This is a genomic window from Sagittula sp. MA-2, assembly GCF_030126985.1.
In the GTDB taxonomy this organism is placed as follows: Bacteria; Pseudomonadota; Alphaproteobacteria; order Rhodobacterales; family Rhodobacteraceae; genus Sagittula.
This window is the reverse complement of record NZ_CP126145.1, coordinates 513,343-528,092: the sequence shown is the minus strand read 5'-3', so window position 1 is coordinate 528,092 and position 14,750 is coordinate 513,343. Positions and strand designations below refer to the sequence as shown.

General features: G+C 67.4%; 13 protein-coding genes. 8 read left to right on the top strand and 5 right to left on the bottom strand.

Annotated elements, in window-relative coordinates; genetic code table 11:
- The first annotated feature begins 49 nt into the window (after window positions 1-49).
- The 6 genes from QNI11_RS02760 to QNI11_RS02735 all read left to right on the top strand — a co-directional run bounded on the left by QNI11_RS02760 (window position 50) and on the right by QNI11_RS02735 (window position 6,276).
- Window positions 50-1,510 (top strand): sulfotransferase, encoded by a 1,461-nt coding sequence (locus QNI11_RS02760; protein ID WP_283982253.1) that lies wholly within the window; start codon window positions 50-52, stop codon window positions 1,508-1,510.
- Complete coding sequence (locus tag QNI11_RS02755) at window positions 1,501-2,154, top strand: YggS family pyridoxal phosphate-dependent enzyme (protein ID WP_283982252.1); 654 nt, start codon at window positions 1,501-1,503, stop codon at window positions 2,152-2,154. Before QNI11_RS02760 ends, QNI11_RS02755 begins: the two co-directional genes overlap by 10 nt.
- A 52-nt stretch (window positions 2,155-2,206) precedes the next feature.
- The gene (locus QNI11_RS02750; protein WP_283982251.1) at window positions 2,207-3,679 is read left to right on the top strand and encodes a PLP-dependent aminotransferase family protein; all 1,473 of its coding nucleotides are present in this window, start codon (window positions 2,207-2,209) and stop codon (window positions 3,677-3,679) included.
- A 140-nt stretch (window positions 3,680-3,819) separates the two neighbouring features.
- A complete protein-coding gene (locus QNI11_RS02745; protein WP_283982250.1) occupies window positions 3,820-4,752 on the top strand; it encodes a bifunctional riboflavin kinase/FAD synthetase in 933 nt (310 codons plus the stop codon).
- On the top strand, window positions 4,749-5,219 hold the full coding sequence (locus QNI11_RS02740) for a YcgN family cysteine cluster protein (RefSeq protein WP_283982249.1): 471 nt from the start codon (window positions 4,749-4,751) through the stop codon (window positions 5,217-5,219). The genes QNI11_RS02745 and QNI11_RS02740 overlap by 4 nt, the downstream gene beginning before the upstream one ends.
- 13 nt (window positions 5,220-5,232) lie before the next feature.
- On the top strand, window positions 5,233-6,276 hold the full coding sequence (locus QNI11_RS02735) for a low specificity L-threonine aldolase (RefSeq protein ID WP_283982248.1): 1,044 nt from the start codon (window positions 5,233-5,235) through the stop codon (window positions 6,274-6,276).
- 59 nt (window positions 6,277-6,335) lie between these two features.
- Here QNI11_RS02735 and hspQ read toward each other — a convergent pair whose 3' ends face one another.
- Entirely contained in the window at window positions 6,336-6,662 is a 327-nt protein-coding gene (hspQ, locus tag QNI11_RS02730; protein ID WP_100930856.1) for a heat shock protein HspQ, read from the bottom strand.
- Window positions 6,663-6,898: 236 nt separating this feature from the next.
- On the opposite strand from hspQ, the gene QNI11_RS02725 reads away from it, so the two are divergent.
- A complete protein-coding gene (locus tag QNI11_RS02725; RefSeq protein ID WP_283982247.1) occupies window positions 6,899-7,495 on the top strand; it encodes a transglycosylase SLT domain-containing protein in 597 nt (198 codons plus the stop codon).
- A 4-nt stretch (window positions 7,496-7,499) separates the two neighbouring features.
- On the opposite strand, the gene QNI11_RS02720 is transcribed toward QNI11_RS02725, so the two are convergent.
- Complete coding sequence (locus QNI11_RS02720; protein ID WP_283982246.1) at window positions 7,500-8,558, bottom strand: MBL fold metallo-hydrolase; 1,059 nt, start codon at window positions 8,556-8,558, stop codon at window positions 7,500-7,502.
- A 13-nt stretch (window positions 8,559-8,571) separates the two neighbouring features.
- Window positions 8,572-9,156: an outer membrane lipoprotein carrier protein LolA gene (locus tag QNI11_RS02715; protein ID WP_198521829.1), complete on the bottom strand. Its 585-nt coding sequence runs from the start codon at window positions 9,154-9,156 to the stop codon at window positions 8,572-8,574.
- Window positions 9,157-9,510: 354 nt separating this feature from the next.
- Here QNI11_RS02715 and QNI11_RS02710 point away from each other — a divergent pair, with 354 nt between their 5' ends.
- Window positions 9,511-9,897: a hypothetical protein gene (locus tag QNI11_RS02710; protein WP_283982245.1), complete on the top strand. Its 387-nt coding sequence runs from the start codon at window positions 9,511-9,513 to the stop codon at window positions 9,895-9,897.
- A 138-nt stretch (window positions 9,898-10,035) separates the two neighbouring features.
- On the opposite strand, the gene QNI11_RS02705 is transcribed toward QNI11_RS02710, so the two are convergent.
- Window positions 10,036-13,254 (bottom strand): DNA translocase FtsK 4TM domain-containing protein, encoded by a 3,219-nt coding sequence (locus tag QNI11_RS02705; RefSeq protein ID WP_283982244.1) that lies wholly within the window; start codon window positions 13,252-13,254, stop codon window positions 10,036-10,038.
- 93 nt (window positions 13,255-13,347) lie between these two features.
- Entirely contained in the window at window positions 13,348-14,526 is a 1,179-nt protein-coding gene (locus QNI11_RS02700; RefSeq protein ID WP_283982243.1) for an aminotransferase class I/II-fold pyridoxal phosphate-dependent enzyme, read from the bottom strand.
- Between the last annotated feature and the right edge of the window lie 224 nt (window positions 14,527-14,750).

Genomic DNA, 14,750 nt, shown 5'->3' with positions numbered 1-14,750 from the left:
GGCGGTTTTTGATTGAACCGCCCCTGTCCATGACAACGGCAGGACCCGCATGACCCCGCAGCAGATCAAGGCGCAGTTCGCGCAGGCCCAGGCGTTGATCCGGGCCGACCGCCCCGAAGAGGCGCTGGCGCTGCTGAAGACCCTGCTGATGCCATCCGGCGGCGCGCCGGAAATCCGTTTCCAGATGGCCCGCGCGCTGGACCTGATCGGCGACACCGCCGCATCGGCCGCCGCACTGGACGAGACACTGAGGGCCCTGCCCGGTGAGGCGTCTGTGCGCGAGGCGGCGATCCGCGCGCACACGCGGCTGGGCAACGAGGACCGCGTGCGCGCGCTTTATGACGAGGCCATCAAGGCGGACCCGAAGGCGCTGAAGCCGCGGGCAGACAAGGCGCAATACCTCCAGCAGATCGGCGATTTCGACGGGGCGGAGACGATTCTGCGCCGCCTGTTGAAACAGTCCCCGCAGGAGACGGAGCTTTACCGGATGCTGGTGGCCGGGCTGAAGCTGAAACCCGGCGATCCTCTGGTTCGTGCGATGCGGAAACTCTGGACCGACCCGCGCCTGAACGACCAGGGGCGGATGCAGCTTGGCTTTGCGCTGGCCAAGGCGGCGGAGGATGCGGGCGAAACGGAACGCGTCTTCGGCTATCTCGACGCCGCCAACGCCGCGCAGGCAAGGCTGGCACCCTTCGATGCCGCGGCGCGCGATGCGGAATGGGCAGCCTATGCCCGCGCGCAGGACAATCTGGCTCCGCCCGCCGGCACGGCGTCCCTGCCCCTCCGCCCGGTCTTCGTGACCGGCATGCCTCGGTCGGGCACGACCCTTGTGGAACAGATCATCGGCGCGCATTCACAGGCCGTCGCGGGCGGCGAGATGGGACATGCCCTGCGCGAAGCGGTGCGCCTGTTCGGCCCCGCCGAGAAAATGAAGCCCCTCTCGAAGATGGGCGCGGCCGACCTCGACCGCTGGGCCATGGCCTACCGGCGCGGCGTACGGCGCGACACGGGCGCCGTCAGCGGCGTGGTGACCGACAAGTCGATCCGCTCTCAGCTGATCTTCGGGCTGATCGCCAAGGGTCTGCCGGGCGCACGCATCATCGTCGTGCACCGCGATCCGCGTGACATCGCGCTGTCGATCTACAAGAACCACTTCCGGCTGGGCACGCACCGCTACGCCAACGACCTCGGCACCATTGCTGCCGAGATCCGGGCGTTCCGCGCGCAGGTCGATCATTGGCGCAACCGCTTGCCCGGCCAGATCCACGAGATCCGCTACGAGGACCTCGTCGCCGATGCAGAGACGGAATCGCGCAGGCTGATTGCCGCGGCGGGGCTGGACTGGGAGGACACCTGCCTCACGTTCCACAAGCAGGCGGGCAAGGTGAAGACGCTGAGCCTTGCACAGGTGCGCCAGCCGATCCACGCCGGACGGCGCGAGGCATGGCGGAAATACGAGACGGAACTGGCGCCATTCCTGGACGCCTGGGGAGACGAACCATGGGACTGAATGACATCCGCACCCGAGTCGAGGCCGCCTGCAAGGCCGCCGACCGTGACCCTTCCGAGGTAAGGCTGATCGCGGTCAGCAAGGTGCAGCCGCTCGAACGGGTGGAGGCCGTGCTGGAAGGGGGTCACCGCCTCTTCGGCGAAAACCGCGTGCAGGAGGCGGCAGGCAAGTGGCCCGATTTCCGCGAACGCTTTGACGGGGTCGAGGTACACCTGATCGGCCCGCTCCAGTCGAACAAGGCCCGGCAGGCAATGGAGCTGTTCGAAGCGATCCACTCCGTCGACCGTCCGAAGCTCGCCAGCGCGCTGGCCCGGCTGGCGCAGGAGATGGGCCATTGCCCGGACCTCTTCGTGCAGGTCAACACCGGCGAGGAAGACCAGAAGGCCGGCGTGCTGCCGAAGGAGGCCGACGCCTTCGTCGCCGAATGCCGCAAGCTGGACCTCCCGGTCGCGGGCCTGATGTGCATACCGCCGGTGGAGGAAACGCCCTCCCTGCACTTCGCGCTGCTCAAGAAGATCGCCGAGCGCAACGGGCTGACCGGCCTGTCGATGGGCATGAGTGCCGACTTCGAAGAGGCCATCGCCCTTGGCGCCACCCATGTCCGCGTGGGGTCGGCCATCTTCGGCGAGCGCGAAAAGACCTGAACGCCGATCAGACCAGATTGCGCGCCCGATAAGTCCAGTCTAGCGTCGCCCCATGGCAATCCCGGTCGAGACCTTCCACTTCGCCCCTCGGGCGCAGGGCACCCTTCAGGCGCGCATCCAGCAACTGGTGGCAGAGGGCATCCTCTCCGGCCGCTTCCGGCGCGGAGAGAAACTGCCCTCCACCCGCGCCCTCGCCCGGCATCTCGGTATCAGCCGGATCACCGTGACGCTGGCCTACACGGAACTCTTGGCCAACGACTACCTGACGGCGCGCGGGCGGTCGGGCTATTACGTCAGCGACAACGCGCCCGAACCGCCGGACTTCCGCCCCGTCGCCGCCCGCACCGACCGGGTGAACTGGGACGCCGCCCTGCCGCGCCGCTACGCCGGAGGCCCCGCCTTCGACATGGAGCGCCCGCCGGACTGGGCGCGCTACCGCTACCCGTTCATCTACGGCCAGACCGATCCCACGCTCTTCGATCACGCCAACTGGCGGCTCTGCGCGATGCAGGCGCTGGGGGCCAAGAACTTCGACGCCCTCACCCAGGACCAGTTCGACGCCGACGACCCGGAGCTGGTGCGCTTCATCGCCCATCACACGCTGCCCCGGCGCGGCATCCACGCCCGCCCCGAGGAGATCCTGATCACGCTGGGCGCGCAGAACGCGCTTTGGCTCGCGACGCACCTTTTGGCCGTGCGGCAGCGCGTGGCGGTAGAGACGCCGGGCTATCCCGCGCTGCAACAACTGCTGGCCCAGGCCGACAGCGAGGTGCACGCCGTCCCGGTCGACGACGAGGGCCTGCCGCCGGACCTCGTCCCTGATGGCACGCGGGTGATCTTCACCACGCCCAGCCACCAGTGCCCCACCTCCGCCACCCTGCCCCGCGCCCGGCGCGAGGCGCTCCTGACCCGTGCCGCCGAGCTCGACGCCGTCATCGTGGAGGACGACTACGAGTTCGAGATGGCCTATCTCGACGCGCCCTCTCCCGCCCTCAAAAGCCTCGACGAAGACGGTCGGGTGATCTACGTCGGCAGCTTCTCCAAATCTCTGTTCCCCGGCCTGCGCCTCGGCTACCTCGTGGGCGCCGCCCCCTTCATCCGCGAGGCCCGCGCGCTCCGCGCCTCGGTCCTGCGTCATCCGCCCGGCCACATCCAGCGCACCGCCGCGCAGTTCCTCCGCCTCGGCCACTACGACGCCCTCGTCCGCCGCATCGGACGCGCGCTGGCTGCAAGACGCGAGGTGATGGAACGCGCCGTTGCCGACCACGGCCTGCTGGTGGCCGGCAAGGGCGCACACGGTGGCTCCAGCCTCTGGATGCGCGCCCCCGACGGAATCGACACCCGCGATCTGGGTCTGGCACTCCGCCGCGAAAGCGTGCTCATCGAACCCGGCGCCCCGTTCTTCACCGGCCCGGAGGTGCCGCACCACTTCTACCGCCTTGGCTACAGCTCCATCCCCTCCGACCGCATCGACGAGGGTATTGCCCGCATCGCCGCGGCCATCGCACAGGCCCATCCCGCCTGAGACCCACAGACGCCTTCATCCTGGCCAAAATGCCTCTGAGGGGGACCGTGTGTGGCCGTGCCTCACCCGCGGGTCACGCCTGACGGGCACGATGCCAAAACCGGTTTCACCTTCCGCCGGAAATGCTCTAAGCCGCAGGCATGCGGATCGTCAGAGACTACCAGTACACGAGGCCCGGGGACCGGGGCGCAAGCGTCGCCATCGGCAACTTCGACGGCGTCCACCTCGGCCACCAGGCGGTGATCGGCCTCGCCCTGCAGGCGGTGCCCACAGCCCCCCTCGGCGTGCTCACCTTCGAGCCGCACCCGAGGGAGTTTTTCGCCCCCGACGCGCCCAGCTTCCGGCTGATGAGCGCCGAGGCCCGCACCGCCCGGCTGGAAAAGCTGGGCGTCGACGTGCTCTACCAGCTGAACTTCAACACGGCGATGGCCTCGCTCTCGCCCCGCGAATTCGCCGAGCGGGTGATCTGCAAGGGTCTCGGCCTCGTCAACGTGGTGGTGGGTGCCGATTTCTGCTTCGGCAAGGGCCGTGCGGGCACCGTGGCGGACCTCAAGGCCTTCGGCGAAGAGATGGGTTTCGGCGTAACGGTCGCCGAACTGATGGAGACCGACGGGCTGGTCGTCTCTTCCTCCGCGATCCGCGACGCGCTGTCCGAGGGGCGCCCGCGCGACGCTGCAAAGCTCCTTGGCCACTGGCACCGTATCGAGGGCGAGGTGATCGGCGGCGAACAGCGCGGCCGGGAACTGGGTTACCCCACCGCCAACATGTCGATCGAAGGGCTGCACCCGCCGAAGTTCGGCGTCTACGCGGTGCTGGTCGATGTGCGCGACGGGCCGCACCGGGGCAGCTATCGCGGCGCGGCCTCCGTGGGCGTGCGCCCGATGTTCGACGGCGAGGTGCCCAACATCGAAACCTTCCTCTTCGACTTCACCGGCGATCTCTACGGGGCCACGCTGTCGGTCGCGCTGGTCGAATACCTCCGCCCGGAGCTGAAGTTCGACGGGCTCGACGCGCTCATCACCCAGATGGACGCCGATTGCGTGACGGCACGCGGCATACTGGAGGCGCTGTGACAGAGCCCATCGCCCGTCCAGGCCTGGCCCCGCGTTTCTGGGAGAAGAAGCGCCTCAAGGACATGTCCAAGGACGAGTGGGAGGCGCTCTGCGACGGCTGCGGCAAGTGCTGCATGAACAAGCTGGAGGACGAGGACACCGGCGAGGTCGCCCTGACCCGCGTCGCCTGCCGCCTGTTCGACGATTCGACCTGCCGCTGTTCGCAATACCCCATCCGCCACCAGTTCGTGCCGGAGTGCATCGTCCTGTCGCCGGCCAACCTGCATCACAATCTCTACTGGATGCCGGAGACCTGCGCCTACAAGCTGCTCAACAACGGCAACCCCCTGCCCGACTGGCACCCCCTGCTGACCGGATCGCCCGACAGCGTGCACAAGGCTGGCGTCAGCATGCAGGGCGCGACGGTGCCGGAGTTCGAGGTCGGCGAGGACGACTGGGAAGACCACATCATCGAGGAGCCCACATGACCGGAGAGGGCACATGAATTTTGCATCCGACAACGCAGGTCCCGTCCATCCGAAGGTGATGGAGGCGCTGGCGCGCGTGAACACCGGCTACCAGCACGGCTACGGCAACGATCCGGAGACGGAGGCCGCCAAGGCCGCCCTGCGCGACTTGTTCGAGGCCCCGGACGCCGAGGTCTTCCTGATGCCCGGCGGCACGGCGGCGAACGCGCTGGTGCTGGGCACGCTGGTCCAGCCCTGGCAGGCCGTCTATTGCTCCGGGCTTGCGCATATCCACGTCGACGAATGCAACGCGCCGGAGTTCTACACCGGCGGGGCAAAGCTGGTCGCCGCGGTGCCGGGCGACCGCCTGACGCCGGACGCGCTGAAAAAGGCATGGGCCTTCTGGGACACAGGCGACGTGCACCAGCCCTTTGGCGGCGCACTCTCGGTGACCAACACCACCGAGCGCGGCAACACCTACACGCTGGACGAACTGAAGGCGCTCTTCGACCTCGCGAAGGGGCGCGGGCTGGCGGTGCACCTCGACGGCGCCCGCTTTGCCAATGCCGTGGCCCGGCTGGGCTGCACCCCGGCCGAGATGAGCTGGAAGATCGGCGCCGACGCCGTTGTCTTCGGCGGCACAAAGAACGGCTGCATGGCGGTCGAGGCGGTGATCTTCTTCGACCCGGAAAAGGCGCGCGGCCTGCCCTTCCGGCGGATGCGCTCCGGCCACCTGCTGTCGAAGCACCGCTACCTCGCCGCGCAGATGAACGCCTATGTTGCCGACGGGCTGTGGCTCGATCTCGCGAAGAAGGCCAACGCCACCTGCGCCAGACTGGTGGAGGGGCTGGGCGCGCTGGGGGTGGAGATCACCACCGAGACGCCGGCCAACATGATCTACTTCCGCCTGCCGCTGCGCCAGCACGAGGCGCTATTGGCGAAGGGCGCGGTCTACTACCACATGCCCGAGCCCGACGACGGCCCGGATGCGTCCGTGCGTGGCCGGCTGGTCTGCGACTGGAACCTGTCCGAAGAGGCCGTCGACCGTTTCCTCGACCTCGTGAAGTCGGAGATATAAGCAAAGGAAAAGGCGGCCGCATCGGGCCGCCTTTTCCTTTCACCGCATGGTCGCGCCGGTCAGTTCAGCGCAAAATGCAGCTCGTAGCTGCCATCGGTGAACGCCCCGAACAGGTCCGGGATGTCGGGATGATCCACCGGCTCGCCCGAGTAATCGGCGACCAGGTTCTGTTCGGACACGTAGGCCACGTAGAAGCTCTGATCGTTTTCCGCCAGCAGATGATAGAACGGCTGCTTCTTCGCAGGCCTGCTCTCTTCCGGGATCGATTCGTACCATTCCTCGGTGTTGTTGAACTCCGGGTCGACATCGAAGACCACACCGCGGAACGGGTGTTTCCTGTGCCGGACGACTTGTCCCAGGTGATATTTCGCGCGCTGTCTCAGCATGTGCTCCACCTTGCTTTCCCCCACTCTTACCGTTCCGGGGCGGGATTTGTCCAACAATTGCCATGAATCCGCCGGAAACACTCTGTGGAGACGCATCCAACAGTGTCCAATGCGGCGAGCGCCTGCGGATTGATCATGCAACCCCCGCGACTCACCCAAAAGGAAATGTGATTTCAAAGCGGGCCGCAATGGGTTAAAATCCCTACAACAAAAATAACGAACGACGCGAGAGGCAGATGAGCAGAACCCTTCGCGCGCTGGTAATCATTCTGTTGGCGGCTTCCTGTGGAGGCGGCGGCGGCGGAAGCGGCACGTCCCCGAACCAATTGGACGATGCCTGTGCGATTCTCCAGCAGCGCCCGACCTACTACCGCGCCTTCCGGGCCACCGAACGCCGCTGGGGCGTGCCGGTGCACGTCCAGATGGCTGTCATCCACCAGGAGAGCAAGTTCGACTCCGACGCGCGCACGCCGCTGCGGTTCACGCTGGGCGTGATTCCCATGGGTCGGCAGAGCTCGGCGTTCGGCTATTCGCAGGCGCTGGACGGCACCTGGGACGAATACCTGGCCGACGGCGCACGCCGCAACGCGCGGCGCGACGACATCCGCGACGCCACGGACTTCATGGGCTGGTACATGAAGCAGACCGAGGAACAGCTTGGCATCCCGCTCTGGGACGCACGCCGGCAGTACCTTGCCTACCACGAGGGCCGCTCCGGCTATCGCCGCGGGTCTTACAACAGCAAGGCGTGGCTGATGCGCGTCTCGTCCTCGGTGGGCGACCGCGCCATCATGTACCAAGGCCAGCTGCGCGGCTGCCGCCACGCACGCTAGTCCGTCAGGTCGTGATCGGGGGCACGTCCCACGTGTCCCCCGGCGCCTGCGCGCGGAAGCGGTCGGGCGCCACCGCATGACGCTCCAGCGCCTCCTGCAAGGCGGTCAGCGGGGCCGTGCGTGCCTCGTCGGTCAGCTGGATCGTGCCCCAGTGGTGACCGATGGCATAGGCCGCCCCTGACAGCAGCAACCCCTGCACCGCCTCGTCCGGGTTCTGGTGCTGGTCGCGCATGAACCAGCGCGGCTCGTAGGCACCGATGGGCAGGATCGCCAGCCTGAGCGGCCCGAAGCGGTCGAGCCCGCGATAGGGCCGCCCGCCGTCGAAACCCGTGTCCCCGATGTGAAGGATCGTGCCCGCCGGTCCGGTGACGACGAACCCGCCCCAGAGCGCCATGGACCGGTCCCCCACGCCCCGCGCCGACCAGTGGTGACAGGGCGTGCAATGGACCGTCAGCGGACCCGCCTCCACCGAATGCCCCCAGTCCACCGTCTGACAGCGCAGGCCGGTCGGCGCCACCAGCGCGTCGTTGCCAAGCGGCGCGATAACAAGCGGATCGTGCGCGGCCTTCAGGCGGCGCAGGGTGGCGATGTCGAGGTGGTCGTAATGGTTGTGCGACAGCAGCACCACGTCGATGGGCGGCAGGTCGGCAAAGGCGACGCCGGGGGCCACCACACGTTTCGGCCCGGCGAAGGTCATGGGCGAGGCGCGCCCGGACCAGAACGGATCGGTCAGGATGTTGAGCCCGGCAGTCTGGATCAGCAGCGTCGCGTGGCCGACCATGGTCACGGTCATGTCCTGCACCCGTTCGGCAGGCCTCGTGCTGCCCGACAGCGCCACCTCGTCCGGCCATTCCGCGGGCTTCGGCCCGAAGCGCCAGCGCATCAGGTCGCGGAACCCCTTCGGCACCTGCCCTTCGGGATTGTAGAAACGGACCCCGTCAAAGTGATCGCTGACGGGGCCGTCGTAATAGCGGTTGCGTCCGTTGCGTGCCGCCACCGTCCCGCCTGCCGCGGACACGCCCAGAAGCGCCGCGGCAGAACGGAAGAGGGTGCGCCGGTTCACGCGACCGGCCCGGTCATCGGTTCAGCTCGGAATCGATGAGGAACGCGCTTGTGGGGATGGAGGTCTTCTGCAGACCGCCCAGCACGACTGTCGTCTTGACCCCGTCGCCATCGGTGATGATCCACTGCCGCAGCTCCGTCGGGTTGGCGGTGAACTTCAGCTGGATGTTGCCGTACTCCGGGCGGCGCGGGTCCTGCGCCGTCACCACCGTGGCCGTCCCGTCGAAACTGTGGCCGGTCACCATGCCCGCCTGTCCGAGGTTCACGTTGCGGGCGAGGATGATCGACAGCGGCGTCTGCTCGAGCGGGTAGGTCTCGGGCATGCCGCCCAGCTTGCGGTCAAGGATGTAGACCGACCCGGACGACACCAGCACCAGCCCGCGCTCCGGCGGGTTGTAGTCGAAGCGGGCCTTGCCCGGCCGCTTGATGGAGATCGTCCCGGTGGAGATCGTGCCGTCCGAGTTGATCTGGGTGAACGGGCTCTTGACGGTCTGAAGCGTGTTCAGATAGCGCGAAATCTCGTTCAGCGACAGTTGCTGCGCCTGTGCCGAGGCTGCCAGGAATACGGCGGCCACTGCGGCCAGTAGGGTGCGGATCATGCGGAGTCTCCTGCTCTTGTCGCCTTCCATGTGTCGGTTCGTCGCCTGATATGCGATAGCCGCGCAGGTGAAACCACATATCATCGGCGAAGTTCCACCGATCAAGGCGTCGTGGCGATGAGAAGTATCCCGCCCCGGCGCCGAATCCCGGCAAACTTCGTCGAAAAAACGTCTTAGCAGAGGGCATGCGGCACGGTACCATGGGCGTGGGTAAGCACTCGACCGAAAACGACCTCTGGATACGCAGGATATCGCTCGCACAGGTGAACCTTGGATAACGCCGCCCCGTATCTGACCCGGATGAGCCCGGCCTTGCGTCGTGCCCTTCTGGTTTGGTCCTCCTGGCGACATGATGTGTCCCACCCGCCGCGCTTCGACGAGATGCAGATCGTCGATATCGCCACCCCGGAGCTGGCGGCCAGCGTGGCAGAGGTCATCCGCGACGGGGACGACCGGGCGCCGGTGGACTTCCGGCTGATCTACGTCTGCCCCAACCTGCGCCAGCTCGCCCTCGACAAGGAAGAAGGCGCCCTCTTCTCGGAACGTCGTCACAGCCGGCCCGGCAGCCCCACGTTCAATGCGGCGCACGACGCCGCGACCCTTGGAAAGGCGCAGTTCTTCGATGCCTCGGGGTCGAAGGGCGTGCTCGGCTTCCGCAAGCTGGAGGGTCTCTCCCTGCCGCTCTGGGGGGACACCGACCACGTGGACTACGTCATGACCGTGGTGTGCTTCGAGCGCTAGAAAAGCCGCCTGTCCGCCGCGCCACGACCGATCCCGATCTTTCGCGGTTCCGTTTCCGCCGATCCAACGAACCCGGCCACGAAAAAGGCGGGAAAGCCACGCTTCCCCGCCCCTCGCACGTTCAACAATGGCTGCCGCTCAGGCCTGTTCGGGCACGAGGATCTCCCGCTTGCCGACATGGTTGGCGGCGGACACGACGCCCTCGTCCTCCATCTGCTCCACGAGGCGCGCCGCCTTGTTGTAGCCGATGCCCAGCTTGCGCTGGATGTAGGAGGTCGAACACTTGCGGTCCTTGATGACAATCGCCACCGCCTGGTCGTACAGCGCATCCTCGCCGCCGGTGTTGCCACCCGTGTTCAGGCCCAGCACCGCGTCGATGTTGTCGGCCTTCTCCTCGTCCGGGCCTTCCACCACGCCGCCCACGTATTCCGGCGGGCCATAGGCCTTGAGGTGGTTGACGATCTCCTCGACCTCTTCGTCGCTGACGAACGGACCGTGGCAGCGGGTGATCTTCGCCCCGCCCGCCATGTAAAGCATGTCGCCCATACCGAGGAGCTGCTCGGCCCCCATCTCGCCCAGGATGGTGCGGCTGTCGATCTTCGACGTCACCTGGAAGGAGATCCGGGTCGGGAAGTTCGCCTTGATCGTGCCGGTGATGACGTCGACCGACGGACGCTGCGTCGCCATGATCAGGTGGATGCCCGAGGCCCGCGCCATCTGCGCAAGGCGCTGGATGCAGGCTTCGATCTCTTTCCCCGCGACCATCATCAGGTCGGCCATCTCGTCGACGATGACGACGATGTAGGGCATCTTCTTCGGCTCGAACTCGTCGGTCTCGAACACCGGTTCGCCCGTCTCGTCGTCGAATCCGGTCTGCACCGTGCGCGAGAACATCTCGCCCTTCGACAGGGCATCCGCCACGCGCGAGTTGTAGCCGTCGATGTTCCGCACGCCCATCTTGGACATCTTGCGGTAACGGTCTTCCATCTCGCCCACGACCCACTTCAGCGCCACCACGGCCTTCTTCGGATCGGTCACCACCGGCGACAGCAGGTGCGGGATGCCGTCGTAGACGCTGAGTTCCAGCATCTTCGGGTCGATCATCACGAGCCGCAGGTCTTCCGGCGTCAGCTTGTAGAGCAGCGACAGGATCATGGTGTTGATCGCCACCGACTTGCCCGAACCTGTCGTACCCGCGATCAGCAGGTGGGGCATCTTGGCGAGGTTCGCGACCATCGGGTCGCCGCCAATGTCCTTGCCGAGCGCCAGCGGCAGCTTGTGGTTGCCGTCGCCGTACTCGCGGCCGGCGAGGATCTCGCGGAAGCAGACCATCTCGCGCTTGTCGTTCGGCAGTTCGATCCCGATGACCGAGCGGCCCGGCACGGTGGAGACACGCGCCGACAGGGCGGACATGCTGCGCGCGATGTCGTCGGCGAGGCCGATCACGCGGCTGGCCTTCAGGCCCGGCGCCGGTTCCAGCTCGTACATGGTGACCACGGGGCCGGGACGGACAGAGACGATCTCCCCCTTCACGCCGTAGTCGTCCAGCACGGATTCCAGCATCCGGGCGTTCTCTTCCAGCGCCTCGTCCGACAGGTGGTGCCGTTCGATCCGCTCCGGCGACATCAGCAGAGACAGCGGCGGCAGCTCGAACTCGGGCGCGTTGTCCTCGAACTTCAGGCTCGGCTGGGCTTCCAGCTTGGCGCGGGTGGAAAGCTGCACCGGCTTGCGGACCGGCTGCTGCACCACCTTCTTCGCATCCTGCATCGGCGCGGCGCGATGGACCGGCGGTGCAGGCATCGGCGGCGCGGGTGGCAGCGTGCGGTGGTCGTCGTCGTCCTCGTCGAAGCGGCTCACCACATCGTCGTCGTCGTAGCCGTCGTCATAGCCGTCGTCGTATCTGTCGCCGTAGTCGTCGAAGTCCGACAGCTCGGTGTAGGCGTCGGCGGGCGGCGTGCGGTGCGGCTCGGCCACGCGCGGGGTGGCCGCCATGGCGGGCTGCGGAGGCAGCGTCGCATCCTCTGCCACGGGCGCGCTCATCGGGCGCGACGCGCCGGGCGCCTGCGGCACGCTTCCGCGCGGGGTGGCATGCAGCGGCGGCAGGCCGGCGGCCCCGGCCATCGCCCCGGCGCTCATGGTGCGCGACGCGGTCAGAGGCGGTTCCGGCGGCAGCGCGGCTTGACCGGCGGTCATCGGCGGCTCCGGCGGCAGTCCCGCGGCTTGCGTGCGCTGCGAAATCAGAAGCGGCTGCGGGCCGTGACCCCGCCCCTTCGTCAGCGGCTTCGTCGGGTCCGGCCGCTTGGCGCTGAGCGTCGGCAGGACGGGACGGCGGGCATTCACGGCCGAGGCGATCTTGGCCCGGATGCGATCCTCGCCGGGGGCGTCCACGTCGTGATCCATCAGGTTCTCCACCAGTTCCGGCTGCGGCATCGGCGCCGGATCACGCCGGATCAGCGAGGGCATGCGCTTCAGGAACCCGGTCTTCTCCGGCGGCGGCGCAAAGGCCGGATCGTCGAAGTCGACGTCGTCCTCGGTCACCTCGAGCGTGTTGACCGGCGGCACGGCGCGCTTCACGCGCGGCGCGGTGGGGATGCCTTCGTGAGAGATCGCTTCGGCCTCTGCAGCGGCAGCCCGCGAGGCACGGCGTTCGGCGTTGCGCTCCTGCATGACACGGGCGGCGCCCACGGCCTGCTGCGCGCCACGGCCCGTCAGCCGGACGAGGAAGGCGTAGGTCATCACCACGCCGATCATCATGAAGCGGCCGATACGCACCAGCTCCTCGCGGGTGAAGCCCAGAACGAAGGCGCCCAGCCCGATGATCCCGAGACCCAGCACCAGCATGGTCAGTTTCAGCCCCAGCGCGGGCGACAGCGGCAGACCGGTCAGGATCGAGCCCATGACCATGTCGCCGAACAGACCGCCATGACCGAAGTGATGCGTCCAGTCGCCGCCCTGCGGCAGGCCCGATGCATAGACCGAGCACAGCATCATCCAGACCGGGGCGAGGATCACGCATAGGAACGACCGCCCCTCGGCCTTGTGCGCCACCATGCGCACGCCCCAGACGGCAAAGGCGAAGGACAGCGCCCATGTGCCCAGCCCGAGGATCATGAACAGGGGCGCGGCGATGTAGGCGCCCAGCCGGCCCAGCCAGTTCTGCACCGGCGCGTCCGTGGCCGACAGCCACGACGGATCGTCCGGAGAGTAGGAGGCGATCATCAGCGCGACGGCAAAGCCCACGATCACCATAACCACGCCCACCAGTTCGCGCCCGCGCTTTTCCAGCACCAGAGCGGTGTTGGAATCCAGCAGCGGATCGCGGCGGCGGCCTGAGTTGTGAGCCTGGTAAGATGCCATGTCGTGTTCGCCTCTTTTCTTGTCCTTGCGCCCTCTTCCGGGACCTTCGGCGCCGTCGCGCGCCGGTGCCCCGGCGGATGCGCCGGTCTTTTCTTATCCGTAAAGCGTGTCCCTGATGAGGGTCAGCCCTTCTTCCGTTTCGTCCCGCGGTGCCACGATGGCCACGCGGATATATGCCTTGCCCGGATTGCCCGCGGCAGTGTCCTTCGACAGGTACGCGCCCGGCAGCACCCGGACGCCGGTCTTCTGCCACAGCTCCAGCGTCGCGGCCTCGCCGTCCTCGACCGGCAGCCACAGGAACATGCCGGCGACCGGGCTCATGTAGCCGGGCACATGGCCCAGCAGGCGGTCCGCCAGTTCGTACTTCTCGACGTAGAGCGCGCGGTTCTCGGTGACGTGGGTCTCCTCGGCCCAGAGCTTTTCGGACACGCGCTGGATCGGCAGCGGCAGCGGCGCGCCGGAATAGGCGCGCAACTGCTTCATCCGCGCGATGCTCTCCGGCCCGCCCGCGACAAAGCCCGACCGCAGCCCCGGCAGGTTCGACCGCTTCGACAGCGAATGGAAGGAGACCACGCGCTCCGGGTCGGCGCCCATGTCCCTCGCCACCTCCAGCGCGCCCTTCGGCGGCGTGTCGCGGTAGATCTCGGCATAACATTCGTCGGCGAGGATGACGAAGTCGTGCTTCTCCGCCAGTCCGATCAGATCGCGCCAGTACCCCTCGTCCGCCATGACCCCCTGCGGGTTGGCCGGCGAACAGATGTAGACGGCCGCCGTGCGGTCCAGCACCTCCGCCCCGACAGAGGCGAAGTCCGGCAGGTGGCCCGTCTCTGCCGTAGCGGGCACGAAACGCGGCTCCGCCCCGACCGAAATCGCCGAGATCATGTAGACCTGGTAGAACGGGTTGGGCATCAACACGACCGGCCGCTTGCCGTTCTTCTGTTCGGGGATCAGCGACATGCCCGCGTTGTAGAGCCCCTCGCGCGACCCGTTCAGCGCCATGATCTGCGTGTCGGGATCCATCATCACGTCGTAGCGGCGATAGAGCCAGTCGCGGATCGCGCCGCGCAGCTCGGGCGTGCCCTCGTTCGGCGGATACTTGGCGAATTCATGGGCATGCGCGACAAGCGTGTCCGAGATCCACAGCGGATAGGGATGCTTCGGCTCACCGATGGACATATGGCGCACCGGTCCGCCCGGCTCTGTCGAGTCGAGAAGTGCCCGCAGACGCGGGAACGCATAGGCCGGTAGGTTCGAGAACCGCTCGGGGAACATCTGGTCTGCTCTGTACTGCCTCGGTATGCCCATTCGGGCGTCGGGGTCGTTTTCCGCCCCGCGTTGCACGAAGGATACGTTTATTGCCCCCGGTCTGTCCAGAATCTTGGGGCACCTCCGGGGCGATGTGGCGCGAAAGTCGCAATGGTGCTCAATGACTTCGCCCGCGCGGTCACGGTTCAGCCCCGCGCCCCGACGACAGGACCGCGCCATTTGCGTCCCTG

What these genes read in the sequence shown, in the direction of transcription:
- QNI11_RS02735 (WP_283982248.1), top strand. Translation starts at nt 5,233, where the DNA reads ATGAATTTTGCATCCGACAACGCAGGTCCCGTCCATCCGAAGGTGATG.
- QNI11_RS02725 (WP_283982247.1), top strand. Translation starts at nt 6,899, where the DNA reads ATGAGCAGAACCCTTCGCGCGCTGGTAATCATTCTGTTGGCGGCTTCC.
- QNI11_RS02745 (WP_283982250.1), top strand. Translation starts at nt 3,820, where the DNA reads ATGCGGATCGTCAGAGACTACCAGTACACGAGGCCCGGGGACCGGGGC.
- QNI11_RS02760 (WP_283982253.1), top strand. Translation starts at nt 50, where the DNA reads ATGACCCCGCAGCAGATCAAGGCGCAGTTCGCGCAGGCCCAGGCGTTG.
- QNI11_RS02755 (WP_283982252.1), top strand. Translation starts at nt 1,501, where the DNA reads ATGGGACTGAATGACATCCGCACCCGAGTCGAGGCCGCCTGCAAGGCC.
- QNI11_RS02700 (WP_283982243.1), bottom strand. Translation starts at nt 14,526, where the DNA reads ATGTTCCCCGAGCGGTTCTCGAACCTACCGGCCTATGCGTTCCCGCGT.
- hspQ (WP_100930856.1), bottom strand. Translation starts at nt 6,662, where the DNA reads ATGCTGAGACAGCGCGCGAAATATCACCTGGGACAAGTCGTCCGGCAC.
- QNI11_RS02750 (WP_283982251.1), top strand. Translation starts at nt 2,207, where the DNA reads ATGGCAATCCCGGTCGAGACCTTCCACTTCGCCCCTCGGGCGCAGGGC.
- QNI11_RS02715 (WP_198521829.1), bottom strand. Translation starts at nt 9,156, where the DNA reads ATGATCCGCACCCTACTGGCCGCAGTGGCCGCCGTATTCCTGGCAGCC.
- QNI11_RS02705 (WP_283982244.1), bottom strand. Translation starts at nt 13,254, where the DNA reads ATGGCATCTTACCAGGCTCACAACTCAGGCCGCCGCCGCGATCCGCTG.